Source organism: Chitinophaga lutea, assembly GCF_003813775.1.
GTDB lineage: Bacteria > Bacteroidota > Bacteroidia > Chitinophagales > Chitinophagaceae > Chitinophaga > Chitinophaga lutea.
This window is the reverse complement of sequence record NZ_RPDH01000002.1, coordinates 2,573,516-2,591,518: the sequence shown is the minus strand read 5'-3', so window position 1 is coordinate 2,591,518 and position 18,003 is coordinate 2,573,516. Positions and strand designations below refer to the sequence as shown.

The window sequence follows — 18,003 nt, the reverse complement described above, 5'->3', positions numbered from 1 at the left end:
TTGCTGTACGTAATACCGTATGCTGCATTCCGGCATCTTTTTCATCAAACTTTCCCGAGTAAATCCGCTTAAAATTAATCCGTTACATGGTTGTTCTCTGCTGGCTCCGCCGCGATTTACGGCTGACAGATCAGGCCGCCCTTTACCACGCGCTTAGCAGCGGCCATGCGGTGGTGCCGGTGTTCGTGTTCGACACGGATATTCTCGGCGACCTGGAAGACAAGGCGGACCGCCGCGTCCAGTTCATTCACAACACCCTGGAACACCTGCAACGGCAATTGGAGGCAATGGGTAGCACCCTGCATGTATTCCACGGTACACCCGAAGCAGCCTTTGCGTATTTTATACAGCAGTATCCCGTTGCGGCCGTTTACGCGAATCACGATTATGAACCGTATGGGCGTCGGCGCGATGAGGCGGTGAAACTACAGCTGAGTGAGGCGGGCATTACGTTTCATACGTTCAAAGACCAGGTGATTTTTGAGAAAGACGAAGTGGTGAAAGATAACGGTGAGCCCTACACGGTATTCACGCCTTACAGCCGTAAGTGGAAGTCGAAGCTGGAAGATTTTTACCTCAAGGCATACTCCGTTGAAAAATACAGCCATAACTTTTTTCAGCAGCCACCCATACCGGTGCCGTCTATGAAGGAGATCGGCTTCCTGCCGGTAGCCGGCGATTTTCCTCCCCCGGAAACGGAAACCACTCTCCTTCGCCATTACCATCAAACCCGCGATTTCCCCGCTGTGGAGGGGACCAGCCGCCTCGGCGTACACCTGCGCTTCGGCACCATCAGCATAAGGGCGCTGGCAAAGCAAGCCTGGCAATTAAACGAAATATACCTGAACGAACTGATCTGGCGGGAGTTTTACCAGATGATACTCTGGCATTTTCCGGAGGTGGTGCATCAGTCTTTCCGGAAAGAATACGACGCCATCCGTTGGCGCAATAACCCTGTTGAATTTGAAAAGTGGTGCAGCGGCCAGACGGGTTATCCCATTGTGGATGCGGGTATGCGGGAGCTGAACGCCACCGGCTATATGCACAACCGCGTGCGGATGATCGTGGCGAGTTTCCTTACCAAGCACCTGTTGATCGACTGGCGCTGGGGGGAAGCTTACTTTGCCCAAAAGCTGCTGGATTACGACCTTGCTGCCAACAATGGCGGGTGGCAATGGGCGGCGGGCAGCGGCTGCGATGCAGTGCCCTACTTCAGGGTGTTCAATCCCACGCTGCAAACACAAAAATTCGATAAAGACCTGCAGTATGTGCGTAAATGGGTGCCGGAAATAGACGGGCTCACCTATCCTGCGCCCATCGTGGTGCATGAAGATGCCCGCAAACGCGCGCTGGAAGTGTATGGAAAAGCACTGAAGAAATGATCAGGCCACCATCGTTTTCAGTTTCTCGATGGCAGTGCGGCCTTCTTCCCCCAGATCGAGGCTGAATTCATTCACGTACAGATCGATATGCTGCCGCATCACGTGCTCATCCATTTCCTGCGCATGCGCTTTCACGTAAGGAGAAAGGGTGGGGTAGGCTGCAAATGCCTGTTGCAGGCTCTGGTGAATCAGCCGGTCTACCTGTTGCTGTATCTCTTCCGGCACATCTTTCCGGATAAAAATTCCGCCCAGCGGAATCGGTTGCCCGGTTTGCTGTTCCCAGTATTCGCCCAGATCGGTGATCTTTACCAGGCCCTTCTGCTGGTAGGTGAAGCGGTTTTCGTGGATGATCACGCCGGCATCGGCCTCGCCGCTCAATACGGCATTTTCGATCTCGGAAAACAGCATGATTTTTTTATTTACGGCGCCGGGATAGGCGATATTGAACAGCAGGTTGGCGGTGGTGTTTTCGCCGGGGATGGCAATGGTGAGGTCTTTTACGCGTGAGGGGGCTACCTGCTCGCGTGCGATCAGCAGCGGTCCACAGCCCCTGCCGAGCGCGCTGCCGCTGTTGAGCAGGCGGTACTGGTCCGCCACCTTCAGCCCGGCGGCGAAGCTGAGCTTGGTGATATGCAGTTTGCCCTGCATGGCCCACTGGTTGAGGGTTTCCACGTCTTCCAGCCGGGTGTCGAATTGCAGCCCGTTTGTCTCCATCCTGTTATTCACCAGGGCATCGAATATAAAAGTATCATTCGGGCAGGGTGAAAATCCTAAAGTCAATTCCATGGTTCGGTTATTTTAACGCCGTTTTACGGCGGTTCAATCGCACATGCATTCGTCACTCAGGTGGAATGCCGGGCAGAGGTGCCCCGCAATGCTCATTACTTTAACTCTGTCAGCAGTGCCTGCAACGTATCATTCAGGTTTTTTACGGCCAGCGGGATATTCCAGCGGCTTTTGTCGCGCACCTCCACATAATTGGAAATGGTGCGCAGCTGCAGAAAAGGCACCTGCTCAATGAGGCAACTGTAGTGAAAAGCAGCTCCTTCCATCGATTCCACATCAGGCCGGTATTTTTGCTCCAGCCGGGCAATGGAAGCCGTGCTGCCGCTCACTGTATTGACCGTTACGCCTGCCGCCTGCGGCAGGCCTTGCAGGGATTCCGGGAAAAGACTGAACGTATTGATTAATTCCTTATCCGTAAACGGCTTCATGCCAGGTTGCCAGAGGCCGATGTCGAACAGGTCGCGGAATTCCTGGTTGTCTTCCGCGCCCAGGTCACCTAGGGTTTCACGGTTGACCAGTATGGTTTCTCCCAAGGGCCAGCTGTGCCGGAAACTGCCGGCAATACCGGCCTGGATAGCCAGATCGGGCCTGTGACGGGCAAAATACCGTCCCAACTCCCATGCGGTGGCCATCATGCCCACGCCGGTCACCAGTACGTCCACGTCCGGGTAATTTTCCTCTCTGAGCCAGTGCAGTGTTGATTTTATCTCTGATTCCGTAGCGGCGGCAAGGAGCAATTTCATCCCGTAAAGTTACTCAATCCGCCGTTCTCATCGAATTGCTTTATTTTTGCAGAAATTTATCTCAATTAACAAAATGATCTATCTGACGCGCGTGGAGCATTTTAATGCGGCACACAAGTTATTCAATCCACAATGGAGCAAGGAGCAAAACCTTGAAGTATTCGGCAAATGTGCGAACGACAACTGGCATGGACATAACTACGACCTGCACGTGACCATCAAAGGCAACCCCGATCCCGAAACCGGCTTTGTTTTCAACGCCAAAACACTGGGGGTGCTGATCAAGGATGTGATTATCGAGAAACTGGACCATAAGAACCTGAACCTGGACGTCGACTTCATGAAAGACAAGTTCACTTCAGCGGAAAATGTGGCCATCGCTATTTGGGAACAACTGGAAAAACACCTGCCGGCACCGGTACAGCTGCACTGTATCAAACTGCACGAAACCGCCAAGATTTACGTGGAATACTACGGCGGTAAATAACTGATCTAAAAACAGGCATATGGCTTACAAGAAGATAGAATCATTCGACGAGAAGGTAACATCGGGGCTGATAGGGAATTATAAAGAAGCGATTTCATTGCTGGGTGAAGATCCGGAGCGCGAGGGGCTGCTGAAGACCCCTGAGCGCGTCGCCAAAGCCATGCAGTACATGACGCAGGGCTACCAGCTCGACGCCCGCGAAATCCTCCGAGGCGCCCGTTTCACAGAAGCTTACAGCGAAATGGTGATCGTGAAAGACATCGAACTTTACTCCATGTGCGAACATCACATGCTGCCCTTTTTCGGCAAAGCGCATGTGGCATATATCCCCAACGGTTATATCACCGGCCTGAGCAAAATTGCCCGGGTGGTAGACGTGTTTGCCCGCCGCCTGCAGGTACAGGAACGCCTCACCCACCAGATCCTCGACGCCATCCAGGAAACTCTGGAACCGCAGGGCGTGGCTGTGGTGATTGAAGCGCAGCACCTGTGCATGATGATGCGCGGTGTACAGAAACAGAATTCCGTTACCACCACATCGGCCTTCAGCGGCCAGTTCCAGGACGGCACTACCAGGGCCGAATTCATGAAACTGATCAGCTCCGACCTGATGAGCCGCCGCTAAAACACCGCCGGTGAAAGCCGGCTGATGGTTTAAACCGCTTTTTGAGGATTAAACCATATTTTTTTATATATATTTGTCCTCTGATAATTAATAAGATCAGTGATGCCCTTGAGCGGCCATCACAGCACTGAAAGACTGAAAACAAACAAATGAAACACGCTTTTGTATTTCCCGGTCAGGGAGCGCAGTTTACTGGTATGGGTAAAAGTTTTTACGACAACAATGCCCAGGCCCGTTCTTTATTTGAAAAAGCCAATGAAATACTGGGCTTCCGGATTTCAGACATCATGTTTGAGGGATCCGAAGAAGACCTGAAACAGACGAAAGTAACGCAGCCCGCCGTGTTCCTGCATTCAGTGATCGGGTACCTGTGCCTGACCAATCCACGCCCGGAAATGACGGCAGGCCACTCCCTCGGTGAGTTTTCTGCGCTGGTAGCCAATGGGGCGCTCGGATTTGAAGAGGCGCTCCGCCTCGTCGCCATCCGCGCCAACGCCATGCAGAAGGCCTGCGAGATCACGCCTTCCACTATGGCTGTAGTGCTGGGCCTCGACGATGCAAAAGTAGAAGAGATCTGCGCCACCATCACAGACGATGTGGTGGTGCCTGCCAATTATAATTGTCCCGGCCAGCTGGTAATTTCCGGTACCAAAACCGCTATTGCCCGCGCCATCGACCTGCTCAAGGCCGCCGGCGCCAAAAGAGCCATGGAACTGGCTGTGGGCGGCGCTTTCCACTCTCCGCTGATGGCCCCGGCCCAGGCGGAACTGGCAGCCGCCATCGAAAAAGCCACCTTTAACACGCCCATCTGCCCGGTATACCAGAACGTAGTGGCCAAGGCCGTTACCGACCCGCAGGAGATCAGGCAGAACCTGATCAGCCAGCTCACCGGCGCGGTAAAATGGACGCAGTGCGTACAGGCTATGATCGCCGATGGTGCTGGCAGGTTCACGGAAGTGGGCCCCGGCAAGGTACTGCAGGGCCTGATTGCCAAAATTGACAAAAACGCCGCTACAGACGGTATCAGCACCGGACTGGAAGAAGCGGTGGCGAAATAATCCATTGGATATCATAATGAAAAAGCCGGGCAGCGATGTCCGGCTTTTTATTTTACCTCCCGATTTCAACGTTTCAGCGAGCCCATTCGCCCGTTCACCTTACCCCTGTAACTATTTCATCCGGCCTGCCGTTTCAATAACATAACCATCCCGCTATGCGTCTGACATTGCTTTATATACCAATGGCCCTGCTGTTGGCAGCCTGCAGTAAATCCCAAAGCCTTGAAGAAAGATGGCTCGAAAAAAGCCAGCGGAAAGAAGTGATTGTTTTCCGGAACGGAAAGCCCGACAGCAGCGATATGTACATGGGAGAGGAGCGGAGTTTTTACTTCCAGACGCGCCCTTTGCCGCCATCGTCGAGCAGGGCCAGCGAGTCGGGCATTTATTTTTATTCTTTGGCGGGCGATAGCCTGATCTTAAAAACCCGCCAGGAAAAGTTCTATTTCCGCATGAGCGCGGACGGCCGCTCATTTACCATCGGCCGTTTTTTCACTGATCCCGGCGGGTTGGGCGATCTCGTTATTTTTGAGAAGCAGTAGTATTCGATACCGGTGCAGATACCAATTCTGCGCATCGTGCTGCTTATTTTTTAACACAGGAAGTTTTTCGCAATGCCGGCATTCCGTCATTGCGTGGTATTGACAAGCAGCGATTATTCGCAATCCTGATCACTCATTGAGCATTCCCGCCTTTTAGCAATAACCGCTCATGACTCAATGTCTATGCTGACATTCAACCATTCCGGGTCGAATTTCGCGTTGTATTTTTTGTAGAAATTGATGGCGGGCTCGTTCCAGTCCAGCACCTGCCACACCATGCCGCTCAGCTTTTTTTCCTTTGCTTCCACCAGCAGCCGGTCGAACAACAACTTGCCGATACCCTGGCCGCGTGCCCTTTCCGTTACGATGATATCTTCCAGGAACATACGTTTTCCTTTCCAGGTGGAATAACGGATATAATAGAGGGCCAGACCGGTAATGACGCCTTCCGATTCGGCTACAAAGGCCCACCATACAGGGTTGGGGCCAAACCCGCTTTCTTCGAAATGTTCCATCGTTACGGTCACCTGCTCCGGCGCTTTTTCATACAACGCCAGTTCGCGCACGAGTTCCATCATGCGCGGGCAGTCTTTTTTCTCTGCTCTTCTGATGTGAATAGACGACATATTTTTTTATTGCAATGCCTGATCCAGGTCGTTAAGAATATCGGTAACGGCTTCGATGCCCACGCTCACGCGTATCAGCCCATCGGTGATCTCGTATTTTTCACGCATCTCTTTCGGTACGCCGTAATGCGTCATGGAAGCGGGGTGGCAGATGAGTGTATCGCATGTACCGAGGGAAACGGCGCGCAGGCACATCTGCAGGCGGTCGATGAAACGTTTGCCCGCTTCGAGCCCGCCTTTCAACTCAAAACTCATCATCGCCCCGGCATGTTTCATCTGGCGGGAAGCGATCGTAAAATCAGGGTGATCGGCCAGGCCCAGGTAGTTCACCCTGGCCACCGCGGGATGTGAATCGAGGAAACCGGCCACTTCCATGGCGTTGTGGCAATGGCGCTCCATACGCACCTCCATGGTTTTAATGCCCTGCGTCAGTAAAAACGCATCAAAGGGATTGCTGTTGGCGCCCAGGAGGCGGTGCACTTTTTCGATGGGGCCGTTCATCTTTTCAACGTCCGTTCCGATCAATACCCCGCCGATGGCAGTCCCATGGCCATTGAGGAATTTGGTGGTGGAATGAAAAACATAATCCGCACCATATGCAAACGGCTGCTGCAGGTAGGCGGTGGCAAAAGTATTGTCGACCGCCGACACCAGTTTATACTGATGCGCCAGGCCGATGAGCGCTTCCAGGTCGACGCAGCGCAGCGTAGGATTGGCGGGCGTTTCGAGGTACATCATGCGGATGGACGGATCCGCTTTGATGGCCGCTTCGGTCTGGTTGATATCATGCATGTCCACAATCACCGCCTCAATACCCAGCGGCGGCAATATTTTCCGGAACAGTTCATCCGTGCCGCCATACAGGGAATAGTGGGAAATGATTTTGTCGCCGGACTTGAGGTTGCCGATAAACAGGGTAGACAGGGCTCCCATGCCGGATGCATGCAGTTTGGCCTTGGCCTGCAACGGTCCGCCGCCGGGGCCTGTGAGGCCGAAGCATTCCAGCGCCGCAATTTTCTGCTCGGCTTCACGGAAGTTCGGGCTGTCCCAACGGGTATAAATATAACCGTCTTCCTGTCCGCTAAAGCGGCGCATGCCCTGGTCTGCGGAGTCATATACGTAAGTGGATGAGGCATATATGGGAGTGAGGTGGGCGTAGTGCGGATCCTGCTCATGCCCTGCATGTACGCATACTGAACTGAAACCCGTGAGCGGTGTTTGTTTCATGGCTTGGCTATTTGAATGTTTTCCGGTTTAGAGTATATTGTTATAGATTATTCCGTTGTAAAAATAAGATAATAGATGAAGGATCTCCTATTGCAGTATGCGATGTACAACATCTGGGCAAACCAGCGGCTGCTGAATGTGCTGGGCGGGCTGACGGAAGAGCAGCTCGACCGCGACCTGGGCAGCAGTTTCCCGACGTTGCGGAGAACGGTTTATCACATCTGGGATGTGGAGAGCATCTGGTATCAGCGCCTGCAGCTGGCGTCGCCGGTGATCAGGCCTGCGGAAGGTTTTACGGGTACCTGGCCAGAATTTGTGCAGGCGTTTCAGCGGCAAAGCGTGATGCTGAAGGATTTTATCGCCACTGCTTCGGATGCCCGGCTGGCCCATACCATCGAATATCACCATCCCGTCAGGGGCATCTGCAAGTCGGCCGTACAGCATGCCCTGCTTACCGTATTCAGCCACTCCGGTTTTCACCGGGGCCAATTGGTAACCATGTTGCGCCAGGTGGGGGCTACCAAAATCCCGGCCACCGATTTTATTGAATTCACCCGCAGCAAGAAATAAGTTAAGTTTGTAACTATGAGTCTCCCTTCATTTTACGTAAATGTTCCCCGGCACCTGGTAGCGGTGGATTGTATCATCTTCGGCTTCGAGGATGGTAAGTTGAAGCTCCTCATCATCAAAAGAAAGGTAGACCCCATGGAAGGCGCCTGGTCGCTGGTAGGCGGGTTTGTGCAGGAAAAGGAAAGCACCGACCATGCCGCTACCCGCGTATTGCAGCAAACCACCGGCATCCAGGATATTTATATGGACCAGCTCCAGTGTTACGGGGAAACGGACCGGGATACCGGCGCCAGGGTGATATCCGTGGCTTATTATGCCCTGATTCGCATCAGTGAGCACGACCGGATGCTGGCCAACGCACATGGAGCCCACTGGCTGGCGCTTCACCAAATCCCCGAGCTCATTTTCGACCACAGCAGGATGCTCAGCGATGCCCTGGCCAGGCTGCGCGACAAAGCCCGCTTTCACCCCATCGGCTTTGAACTGTTGCCCGAGAAATTCAGCCTGCCGCAGCTAAGGAACCTGTATGAAGAAATATACCAGCGCCCGCTCGACAAACGCAACTTCCGCAAGAAGATACTGGCGATGGACATCCTGGAAAAGCTCGATGAAAAAGATAAAAGTACCTCCAAGAAAGGCGCCAACCTGTACCGTTTCGATAAAAAGAAGTATGCCGCGCTCACCCAGCACGGCTTTGTATTTGAGATCTGATGCAGACTGACTTGCATTTTGTGCTGTTGCCCTTGCCGTTTTGCCACTCACCGGCGCACAAGGCGGGCAACAAAGGAGGGAAGCGCATCAAAGGTGATATGGGAGGGTCTGTACGGTTTTATCCGCCGGACTCGTATCGCTACGAACAACCCCGTTACTGCTGATCAAAAAATTAAAGGGCGCTTCCGTGGAAGCGCCCTTTTTTATGGATTGAATCAGTTTTTACTACCGTCGTACGCCCATTTCACGTAGCAGGCGCCCCAGGTAAACCCGCCGCCGAAGGCCGCCAGTACCAGGTTGTCGCCTTTTTTCAGCTTGTTTTCCCAGTCCCAGAGGCACAGGGGGATGGTGCCGGCCGTGGTATTGCCGTAGCGCTGGATATTGATCATGATTTTTTCTTCGGGAACACCCATATGATCGGCCGTAGCGCTGATGATGCGGAGGTTGGCCTGGTGGGGCACCAACCAGGCGATATCGTCTGCGGACAGATGGTTGCGTTCCATGATGCTGCGTGCTGCGTCGCTCATATTGGCCACAGCGTATTTGAACACGGTTTTGCCTTCCTGGAACACGTAGTGCTCGCGGTTGGCCACCGTTTCGGCCGTAGCCGGCCTGTTGGAGCCGCCGGCTTTCATATTGAGGAATTCGCGGCCATGGCCGTCGCTTTTGAGAATACTGTCGATCACGCCGAGGCCTTCGGTATTCGGTTCCAGCAGCACCCCGCCGGCGCCGTCGCCGAAGATGATGCAGGTGGCGCGGTCGGTATAATCTATGATGGAGCTCATTTTGTCGGCCCCGATCACCAATACCTTCTTGTAGCGCCCGCTTTCGATGAACCGGGCCCCTGTGTCCAGCGCATATAAAAAGCCCGAACAGGCCGCGCTGATGTCGAACCCGAAAGCGTTCTTGGCCCCAATCTTATCCGTAACCACGTTGGCAGTAGCCGGGAAAACCATGTCTGGCGTTACCGTGGCTACTATCAGCAGGTCTATCTCTTCCGGGCTGATACCTCTTTTTTTACAAATCTCCAGGGCTACCGGTACGCAAAGTTCCGACGTGCCTTTGCCCTCGCCCTTCAGTATCCTTCTTTCCTTGATGCCCGTTCTGGTGGTGATCCATTCGTCTGTAGTGTCAACGAGTTTCTCCAATTCCTGGTTCGTCAGTACATAGTCGGGAACATACCCACCCACCGCCGTAATAGCGGCCGTTATTTTGCTCATATTGTTAGGATAAGTTATTAAAATGGGCGTAAAAATACGACATAAACGAATAATTATATTTATGATTTAAATTTGGCCCTTATTATTGCATATGATTGCTTACCTGAACGGCAAATTGGCCTATAAATCACCCGCCCTGGTACACCTGGATGTCAATGGGGTGGGGTACGAAGTACAGATCAGCCTCCACACCTGGTCGCAAATCCAGCACCTCGAAACCGTCAAACTCCTCACTTTCGTACATATCAAGGAAGACGCCCACACAATGTATGGTTTTTTTGAGGATGCCGAAAGAAGCATGTTCCTGCAACTGATCAGTGTTTCAGGGATCGGGGCCGGCACCGCCCGGATGATGCTCAGCTCCCTGCACCCCGAAGATATCCAGCGGGCCATTATGATGGAAAACGAAAAAATGCTGGAAGGGGTGAAGGGCATAGGCGCTAAAACCGCCAAACGCCTCATCCTGGAGCTGAAAGACAAGATGAAGAAGCATAAGGAAGAAATAACATATTTATCTTCCCCGTCCCACAATACTATACAGGATGACGCGTTAAATGCTTTAGTCACCTTGGGTATTGCCCGCAATATGGCAGAACAGGCGGTACAGAGGGTACTGAAAGCCGAGCCGCAATTGAATGAACTGGAGATACTTATCAAAAAATCCCTCAAAAATTTATAAATTTAAATCCTTGACCTCTTATAAAACCTAAGATCGCTTGGCAAGAAAGAAATACTATGGTGCACTTGCAGTAATAGGTGTTGTATCTTTAATCATTGTAGAATCGGCCGCCAGTAAAAGTTCGGGGAATACCTATAGAAGCTTCCGTGGAATTGTTGAGATTGAAAAAACTGATATACCCGTTGCAGATACGACTTCCAAACCAGACACGCTGAAATACCCCATCCGCGACAGGAGAGGGACTGCCGTGACGGATCCGGTGCGCAATGCCATAGATCTGAAAGACCCCTCCAACATTCAAAAGTCTGTTGAATACGACCCGGTTACCAAACAATATATCGTGACGGAAAAAATCGGAAGCCAGTTCTACCGGCAGCCCACCGTCATGAATTTTGCCGACTTTTACCGCCTCCAGGCCGACCAGAGCGAAAAAGACTACTGGCAGAAAAGGGCCAGTACCATCGGTAACCTCAACCAGCGCAGCCAGGCGCCCCAGCTCTATTACGGGGATAAACTGTTCGACCGCGTTTTCGGAGGCACGAAAGTAGACATCCGGCCCCAGGGGAGCCTCGGCCTCACCTTCGGGTACCAGGGCCAGAACGTGAAAAACCCGGTACTGGTGGAAAGAGCCCGTAAAAACGGGGGATTCGACTTCGATATCGACATCAATATGAACGTGACCGGGCGTATCGGAGAAAAACTGAAGCTCATCACCAATTATAATACCCAGTCGACCTTCGACTTCGAAAACCAGGTGAAACTGGAATATACCGGGTATCAGGACGAAATCATCAAAAAAATCGAAGCCGGCAACGTGAGTTTCCCCCTCAGCAGCTCCCTTATTCCCGGGGTGCAGTCGCTGTTCGGGATCAAAACCCAGCTGCAGTTCGGCCGCCTCACCGTTACCAGCGTGCTCAGTAACCAGAAGTCGCAGAAGCAGAACATGGTGCTCCGCGGGGGGAACAGCACCCAGGATTTCGTGAAGCGGGCCGATGAGTACGAAGACAACCGCCACTTCCTGCTCGGCCGGTTTTTCCGCGATACCTTCAATTACGCCATGGGCAACCTGCCTGTGATCAGGAGCCAGGTGTACATCAACCGCATCGAGGTGTGGGTGACCAATAAAACAGGCGCCACTACCAACACAAGGGACATTGTGGCGTTGATGGACCTCGCAGAACAGAAACCTTTCAACACAACTGCCATTCAGGTATTGACCAACGACGAGCGGCCGGACCGGAATACGAACGACCTCTACCGCAACCTCGTCAGCGACCCCGGCGCCCGCTTTTCCGGCACCGTGGTGAGCCGCCTGCTGGCCCTGGGCCTCAAGCCGGTGCAGGAATTCGAAAAAACCTTCGCCCGCAAGCTCGATTCTACCGACTATATCCTCAACCGCCAGCTTGGCTTCATCTCGCTCAACCAGCAACTGCAGCCCGATGAAGTGCTGGCCGTAGCCTACGAGTACACCTACAACGGGCGCCACTTTACCGTAGGTGAGTTTTCGCAGGACGTGCCGCCGGACCAGAATAATGCCGCCAACCAGCAGATCCTCTTCCTTAAAATGCTGAAAGCCACCTCCGCTCGCCCCGCTTTGCCGATCTGGGACCTGATGATGAAAAACATCTACTCCACAGACGCATTCCAGGTAAACCGGGCTGACTTCAAGCTGGACGTATTATATAAAGATCCGGGGAAAGACCAGGGGGCCGATACCCGTGTACCCAGCGAAAAAAGATACCTGCCCGATGCCAAGGGGCAGTTTGCCGGGGCGCCGATCATCTCCATCCTGAACCTCGACCGCCTCAATAACCAGAACGACCCGCAGCCGGATGGGGTGTTCGATTACGTGGAAGGGTACACGATCACCTCCCAGAACGGGAAAGTGATGTTTCCCGTGCTGGAACCTTTCGCGGCCGGCCTGCGTCCGGCCTTCGGGGGCGACGTGGCGCTGGAGAAACAGTACATGTACACCATGCTGTACGACTCCATCAAGGTGGTGGCCCAGCAGTTCCCGAACCTGAACCGCTACCTGCTCAGGGGCTCCTACAAATCCAGCAACTCTTCGGAAATTTCGCTCAACGCCTATAACATCCCGCGGGGCTCCGTGTCTGTAACGGCCGGTGGCCAGATGCTGCGGGAAGACGTTGATTACGTGATCGATTATAACCTCGGCCGTATCAAGATCATCAACGGCGGGGTGCTCAGCTCCGGCGTACCCATCAACGTACAGTTTGAAAACAACGCCCTTTTCGGCCAGCAGGTGCGCAACTACATGGGCACCCGCCTCGATTATTTCGTGAACGACAAGCTGAATATCGGTGGTACCGTTGTAAGAATGAGCGAACGGCCTTACTACCAGAAGGTGAACTACGGCGACGACCCGATCAAAAACACTGTGGTGGGCCTTGACGCGAATTATATTTCGGAATGGCGCGGCCTCACCCGGATGCTCGACAAACTGCCCAATTTCCAGAGCACCCAACCGGCGTCCATCAACTTTACCGGTGAGGTGGCCAAATTGTTCCCCGGCCACAGCAAGCTGGTAAATGCTCCCGGCAGCAAGCAGGGCCAGGTGATGATCGACGACTTTGAAGGTACGCGCAACGGCTTTGACCTCAAGTTCCCTGCCACCAGCTGGGCGCTCGCCTCCACCCCGAAAGACGCTACCGACGCCAACGGCAACATCCTGTTCCCGGAAGCGGACGACAACGATACGCTCTCTTATGGCAAAAACAGGGCATTGCTGGCCTGGTATATCATCGAGCCCACCCTGCAAATCCCGAATTCTCCGAACCGGCCCCGAGGCATTACAAAAGAATCGCAGCACGACCCGCGGACCCGCCTCATTTACCAGCGCGATGTTTTCCCGAACCGTTCTACCGATTTCGGGCAAAGCCAGCTTAGCACACTCGACCTCGCTTACTACCCCACGGAAAAAGGGCCTTATAACTTTGAGTCCAACGCCATCGGCATGAATGCCGACGGTACGCTCAAAAATCCGAAAAACCGCTGGGGCGGTATCATGCGTGCGATCGACAACAGCGACTTTGAAACGGCCAATATAGAATTCATCGAGTTCTGGATCCCGGATCCGTTCTATAATAAGCCCAACAGCGACGGCGGTTCCCTGTACTTCAACCTCGGCAACGTATCGGAAGATATCCTGAAAGATTCCCGGAAGTCGTTCGAAAACGGCCTGCCGGATCCATACAATCCCGCCAACCGTAACAAACTCGACTCCACCAAATGGGGCCGCATCCCAAGATTCCAGCAACAGATCACCCAGGCGTTCGACAACGACCCTGCCATCCGGGGCTACCAGGACGTAGGATACGACGGGTTGAATACGGAAGACGAAAAAGGATTCCGCCAGCAATATCTGACTAACCTTGCAACGGCGTTTGGAGCAAGCTCCGCCGCCTATACGAACGCAGCGACAGACCCGTCAAACGATAACTATAAATGGTATCGTGATGGCGAATATGATGGTGGCGCGGGCACCGACATCCTGGGCCGCTACAAACGCGTCAACGGACCGGACGGCAACTCGCCCGTTTCCAACGACAACTCCGCCTTTTCCCAGGCTGCTACCAACTATCCCGAGTCGGAAGACCTGAACCGTGACAATACCATGAACGAAACGGAAGAGTATTTCCAGTATCGTGTTGAGCTGAAACCGAATATGCAGATCGGTGAAAACTATGTGGTGGATAAGTTCCTGGTGAAAAACGACATGGGAGATGGAACTGTGCTGGAACAGTACTGGTATCAGTTTAAGGTGCCGGTTACCCGGTACGACCGGAAAGTGGGCAATATCCCCGACTTCAAGTCCGTTCGTTTTATGCGTATGTTCCTGACCGGGTTTGAAGATTCCGTAGTACTGCGTTTTGCGAAGCTCGACCTGGTTCGCAACCAGTGGCGCCGTTACCTCTACGAACTGAAACCCGGGGATCCGATACCGGTGGATGAAAGCACCACCTTTAACGTATCTGCCGTGAACATCGAGGAAAACTCGAGGCGTGTGCCTATTCCGTATGTGCTGCCTCCGGGCACGCTGCGCCAGAACACCCTGAGCAACAACAATACAAACATCCAGCTGAACGAGCAGGCGCTGTCGGCACAAATATGTAATCTGAAAGATGACGAGGTGCGGGCGGTGTATAAAAACCTGAACCTCGATTTACGTCAGTACAAACGCATTCAGATGTTCGTGCATGCTGAATCCGTGGGAGACCCGCTGAACCTGAAAGAGAATGCCGTGCATGCGATTGTACGTGTGGGTAGCGACTTTACCGAAAACTATTACGAATACCGTATTCCCCTCAAGCCTACCGCCTGGGGCGCTTCACGGGATACTGATGTTTGGCCTTCTGTCAACGAGCTCGACCTCGACCTGGATGCTTTTGCCAGGCTGAAAATGCAGCGGAATAACGACCCGTCTGCTTCCCCGCTGTTGCCTTACGTAAAGGCAGACGGCAAGAACTTCATGGCTGTGGTGGGTAACCCCAGCCTGGGTGATGTGCGTAATATTATGATAGGGGTGTACAATCCCAAAGACGACGGGTTGCCCCAGTGTACCGAAGTCTGGTTCAACGAATTACGCCTTACCGGCCTCGATGAAAAAGGCGGCTATGCGGCATTGGCGAGGGTAGACCTGAACCTGGCCGACCTCGGTACGCTGACCTTCAGCGGCAACATGCACACCGCAGGTTTCGGCAGCGTGGACCAACGCGTAAACGAACGTTTCCGCGACAACTTCCTGCAGTACGATGTAGCCACCAATCTCGACCTCGGCAAGCTGCTGCCCAAACGCACCGGCATCACCGTACCGGTGTACGCAGGTTATTCCCAAACCACCAGCAACCCGGAATATGATCCGTACGACCTCGACATCAAGCTGAAAGATAAACTGTCGATGGCCCGCGATAAAGAGCACCGCGATTCCATCCGGAAAAACGCGCAGGACTTTACTTCCATCACGAGCCTGAACTTTACCAACGTCCGTAAAATGGGTGTGGGCAAAACCAAAAACAGGTTGTGGGATATCGAGAATTTTGACGTGAGTTATTCATTCTCCAAAATGAACCGCCGCAATCCCGTGATTGAAAACGACATGCTGACGCGCCACCGCGGCGGCCTGGGGTATAATTTCGCCGGACAGGCCAAATACATCGAGCCGTTTAAAAACCTCATCAAGAGCAAGTCGCCCTGGTTTGCGCTTATCAAAGAGTTCAACATCAACTACGTACCGTCTATCCTGAGCTTCAGGGCAGACGTCACCCGCCAGTTCGGCGCCACCCGCCTGCGCAACGTGGGCGGCGGGCCTTTCCAGCTGCAGGAAACGTACGACAAATATTTCCGCTTCGACCGGTATTATACTTTCAAATGGGATTTCTCCCGCAACCTGTCGCTCGACTTCAATGCCGTGAACAACTCCCGCATCGACGAACCGAACGGGCGCATCAACACCGGTGCGAAAAAAGACAGCGTGCGGAGCAACTTCTGGAAAGGCGGCCGTACCACCAACTACTTCCACAATGCCACCGTTACCTACACGGTGCCCATGGGCAAATTCCCGCTCCTGAGCTGGACCAACCTTGCCCTGAGCTACGGCATGGAATACCGCTGGATTGGCGCTTCCCGCCTGGCCATGTACCTGGGTAACGCCATCGAAAACTCCAACCAGAAAACCATTACGGCCGAGCTGAAGTTTTCCGAACTGTACAACAAAAGCAAGTGGCTGCGCAAAATGAACGCCAGCAGCCCCACCAAAGAATACGTGCCGCCCGGTATGATGAACACCGGCCAGCCCAATGCTGCGGCTGCGCAACCGAAAAAGGCCGAGGATGAAGATAATACCTCACCCGTGCTGAAAGCGTTCATGCGCATCCTGATGTCGCTGAAACGGGTGAATATCAACTATACCGAAAATGTAGGCACCCGTTTGCCCGGCTACCTCGACAGTACCAAACTGCTGGGGATGAACTTCCAGTCGATGGCGCCCGGTTTCGACTTTGTGGTCGGCAAACAGCCGACGCGCAAATGGCTGGATGATTTCTCTAAGAAAGGCCTCATCACGCCGGATACGCTCTTTAATATCCAGTTCCAGCAGCAGTTCACGCAGAAGCTCGACATCCAGGCGCAACTGGAGCCCATCCGCGATCTGCGCATCGACCTGAACCTCACCAAGTCGTTCACCAAAACGCATACCGAGCTGTTCAAAGACACGGTGGGCAACGGCAGCTTCGGGCACCTGAGCCCCTATGATGCCGGTGGTTTCGATATTACGTTCATCGCCATCAAAACCATGTGGGGTAAAATCAATACCACTGAAGGCGTATCTGAAACCTTCCGGCAGTTCGAAAGTTACCGGCAGATCATTTCAGAACGACTGGGCAGGGACAACCCGTACAGCAACAACGGCACCAACCCGGTATACGATCCCAAAGACCCGAAATACCGTTATGGTTATGGCCGTTATGCGCAGGACGTGCTGATACCCGCATTCCTGGCGGCGTACACCGGTAAGAGCCCCGAGTCCGTTCCGCTGCTGAAACAGAGCAGCCCCACGGTGCGCACCAATCCGTTCAAGAACATCCTGCCCAGGCCCAACTGGCGGGTTTCCTATAATGGCCTGAGCCGCGTGAAACCTTTCACGGACTTCCTCACCAACTTCACCCTGACGCATGCGTATGTGGGCCGCCTGACCATGAACTCGTACAACACCGCGCTCATGTTCTACGACCCGCTGTATATGGGCTTCCCCTCGTTCGTAGATACTGTTTCCGGCAACTACGTTCCGTACTTCCTGGTGCCGAACCTGACAATCTCAGAGCAATTCGAGCCCCTGCTGGAAGCCGATATGACCTTCACCAACTCCCTCAACCTGCGCGTGGGCTTCAAACGCAGCCGCACCCTCAGTCTGAGCCTCATCGATTACCAGCTAAGCGAAATGCGCAGCAGCGAAGTGGTGATCGGCGGCGGTTACCGTGTACGCGGCCTGCCCATGCCGTTCAGCATCGGCAAAGACGGCAGCAGGAAATTGGATAACGACATGAACTTCAGGCTGGATATGAGTTTCAGGGACGATAAGACCGTCAATAACCGCCTCGATGCGGATTCGCCGCTGCCAACGGGAGGGCAGAAGGTGATCAGTATTGCCCCGTCGATCGACTATGTGGTCAACAACCGCCTGAACATCAAGTTCTTCTACGACAGGAGGCAGACCATCCCGGTGATATCCACCGCTTACCCGATTACCAATACCCGCGGGGGCGTTACGCTCCGCTTTATGCTGGCGCAATAGCCGTACGGCAACATAAATCATGCAACGGGGAATCCAATCAT

14 protein-coding genes are annotated in these 18,003 nt (G+C 53.5%); 9 read left to right on the top strand and 5 right to left on the bottom strand.

Annotated features, from left to right (window positions below; all coding sequences use genetic code 11):
• The first annotated feature begins 86 nt into the window (after positions 1-86).
• Positions 87-1,382 carry a cryptochrome/photolyase family protein gene (locus tag EGT74_RS22855; RefSeq protein ID WP_123848844.1) on the top strand — a complete coding sequence of 432 codons (1,296 nt, stop codon included), beginning with the start codon at positions 87-89 and terminating at the stop codon, positions 1,380-1,382.
• Here EGT74_RS22855 and EGT74_RS22850 read toward each other — a convergent pair whose 3' ends face one another.
• The gene (locus tag EGT74_RS22850; RefSeq protein WP_123848843.1) at positions 1,383-2,168 is read right to left on the bottom strand and encodes a 1,4-dihydroxy-6-naphthoate synthase; all 786 of its coding nucleotides are present in this window, start codon (positions 2,166-2,168) and stop codon (positions 1,383-1,385) included.
• Positions 2,169-2,263: 95 nt separating this feature from the next.
• On the bottom strand, positions 2,264-2,911 hold the full coding sequence (gene mqnB, locus EGT74_RS22845; RefSeq protein ID WP_123848842.1) for a futalosine hydrolase: 648 nt from the start codon (positions 2,909-2,911) through the stop codon (positions 2,264-2,266).
• A 73-nt stretch (positions 2,912-2,984) separates the two neighbouring features.
• Between mqnB and EGT74_RS22840 the strand changes: the two genes are divergently transcribed.
• The 4 genes from EGT74_RS22840 to EGT74_RS22825 all read left to right on the top strand — a co-directional run bounded on the left by EGT74_RS22840 (position 2,985) and on the right by EGT74_RS22825 (position 5,620).
• Positions 2,985-3,398 (top strand): 6-pyruvoyl trahydropterin synthase family protein, encoded by a 414-nt coding sequence (locus EGT74_RS22840; RefSeq protein WP_123848841.1) that lies wholly within the window; start codon positions 2,985-2,987, stop codon positions 3,396-3,398.
• Positions 3,399-3,417: 19 nt separating this feature from the next.
• On the top strand, positions 3,418-4,023 hold the full coding sequence (folE, locus tag EGT74_RS22835) for a GTP cyclohydrolase I FolE (protein WP_123848840.1): 606 nt from the start codon (positions 3,418-3,420) through the stop codon (positions 4,021-4,023).
• A gap of 149 nt (positions 4,024-4,172) precedes the next feature.
• Positions 4,173-5,081 (top strand): ACP S-malonyltransferase, encoded by a 909-nt coding sequence (gene fabD, locus EGT74_RS22830; RefSeq protein WP_123848839.1) that lies wholly within the window; start codon positions 4,173-4,175, stop codon positions 5,079-5,081.
• A gap of 155 nt (positions 5,082-5,236) precedes the next feature.
• Positions 5,237-5,620, top strand: coding sequence for a hypothetical protein (locus EGT74_RS22825; protein WP_123848838.1), 384 nt, complete (start codon positions 5,237-5,239; stop codon positions 5,618-5,620).
• A 167-nt stretch (positions 5,621-5,787) separates the two neighbouring features.
• On the opposite strand, the gene EGT74_RS22820 is transcribed toward EGT74_RS22825, so the two are convergent.
• Together EGT74_RS22820 and EGT74_RS22815 are read right to left on the bottom strand one after the other, a co-directional pair.
• The gene (locus EGT74_RS22820) at positions 5,788-6,246 is read right to left on the bottom strand and encodes a GNAT family N-acetyltransferase (protein ID WP_123848837.1); all 459 of its coding nucleotides are present in this window, start codon (positions 6,244-6,246) and stop codon (positions 5,788-5,790) included.
• A 6-nt stretch (positions 6,247-6,252) separates the two neighbouring features.
• Positions 6,253-7,473, bottom strand: coding sequence for a trans-sulfuration enzyme family protein (locus EGT74_RS22815; protein ID WP_123848836.1), 1,221 nt, complete (start codon positions 7,471-7,473; stop codon positions 6,253-6,255).
• A 75-nt stretch (positions 7,474-7,548) separates the two neighbouring features.
• Here EGT74_RS22815 and EGT74_RS22810 point away from each other — a divergent pair, with 75 nt between their 5' ends.
• Positions 7,549-8,043 (top strand): DinB family protein, encoded by a 495-nt coding sequence (locus tag EGT74_RS22810; RefSeq protein ID WP_123848835.1) that lies wholly within the window; start codon positions 7,549-7,551, stop codon positions 8,041-8,043.
• 15 nt (positions 8,044-8,058) lie between these two features.
• A complete protein-coding gene (locus EGT74_RS22805) occupies positions 8,059-8,754 on the top strand; it encodes an NUDIX hydrolase (RefSeq protein WP_123848834.1) in 696 nt (231 codons plus the stop codon).
• A 215-nt stretch (positions 8,755-8,969) separates the two neighbouring features.
• Here the strand turns inward: EGT74_RS22805 and EGT74_RS22800 are convergent, their stop codons facing one another.
• On the bottom strand, positions 8,970-9,974 hold the full coding sequence (locus EGT74_RS22800) for a beta-ketoacyl-ACP synthase III (RefSeq protein ID WP_123848833.1): 1,005 nt from the start codon (positions 9,972-9,974) through the stop codon (positions 8,970-8,972).
• Between the two features lie 91 nt (positions 9,975-10,065).
• Between EGT74_RS22800 and ruvA the strand changes: the two genes are divergently transcribed.
• A complete protein-coding gene (gene ruvA, locus EGT74_RS22795; protein WP_123848832.1) occupies positions 10,066-10,653 on the top strand; it encodes a Holliday junction branch migration protein RuvA in 588 nt (195 codons plus the stop codon).
• Between the two features lie 37 nt (positions 10,654-10,690).
• Entirely contained in the window at positions 10,691-17,962 is a 7,272-nt protein-coding gene (sov, locus tag EGT74_RS22790) for a T9SS outer membrane translocon Sov/SprA (protein ID WP_123848831.1), read from the top strand.
• The last annotated feature ends 41 nt before the right edge of the window (positions 17,963-18,003 follow it).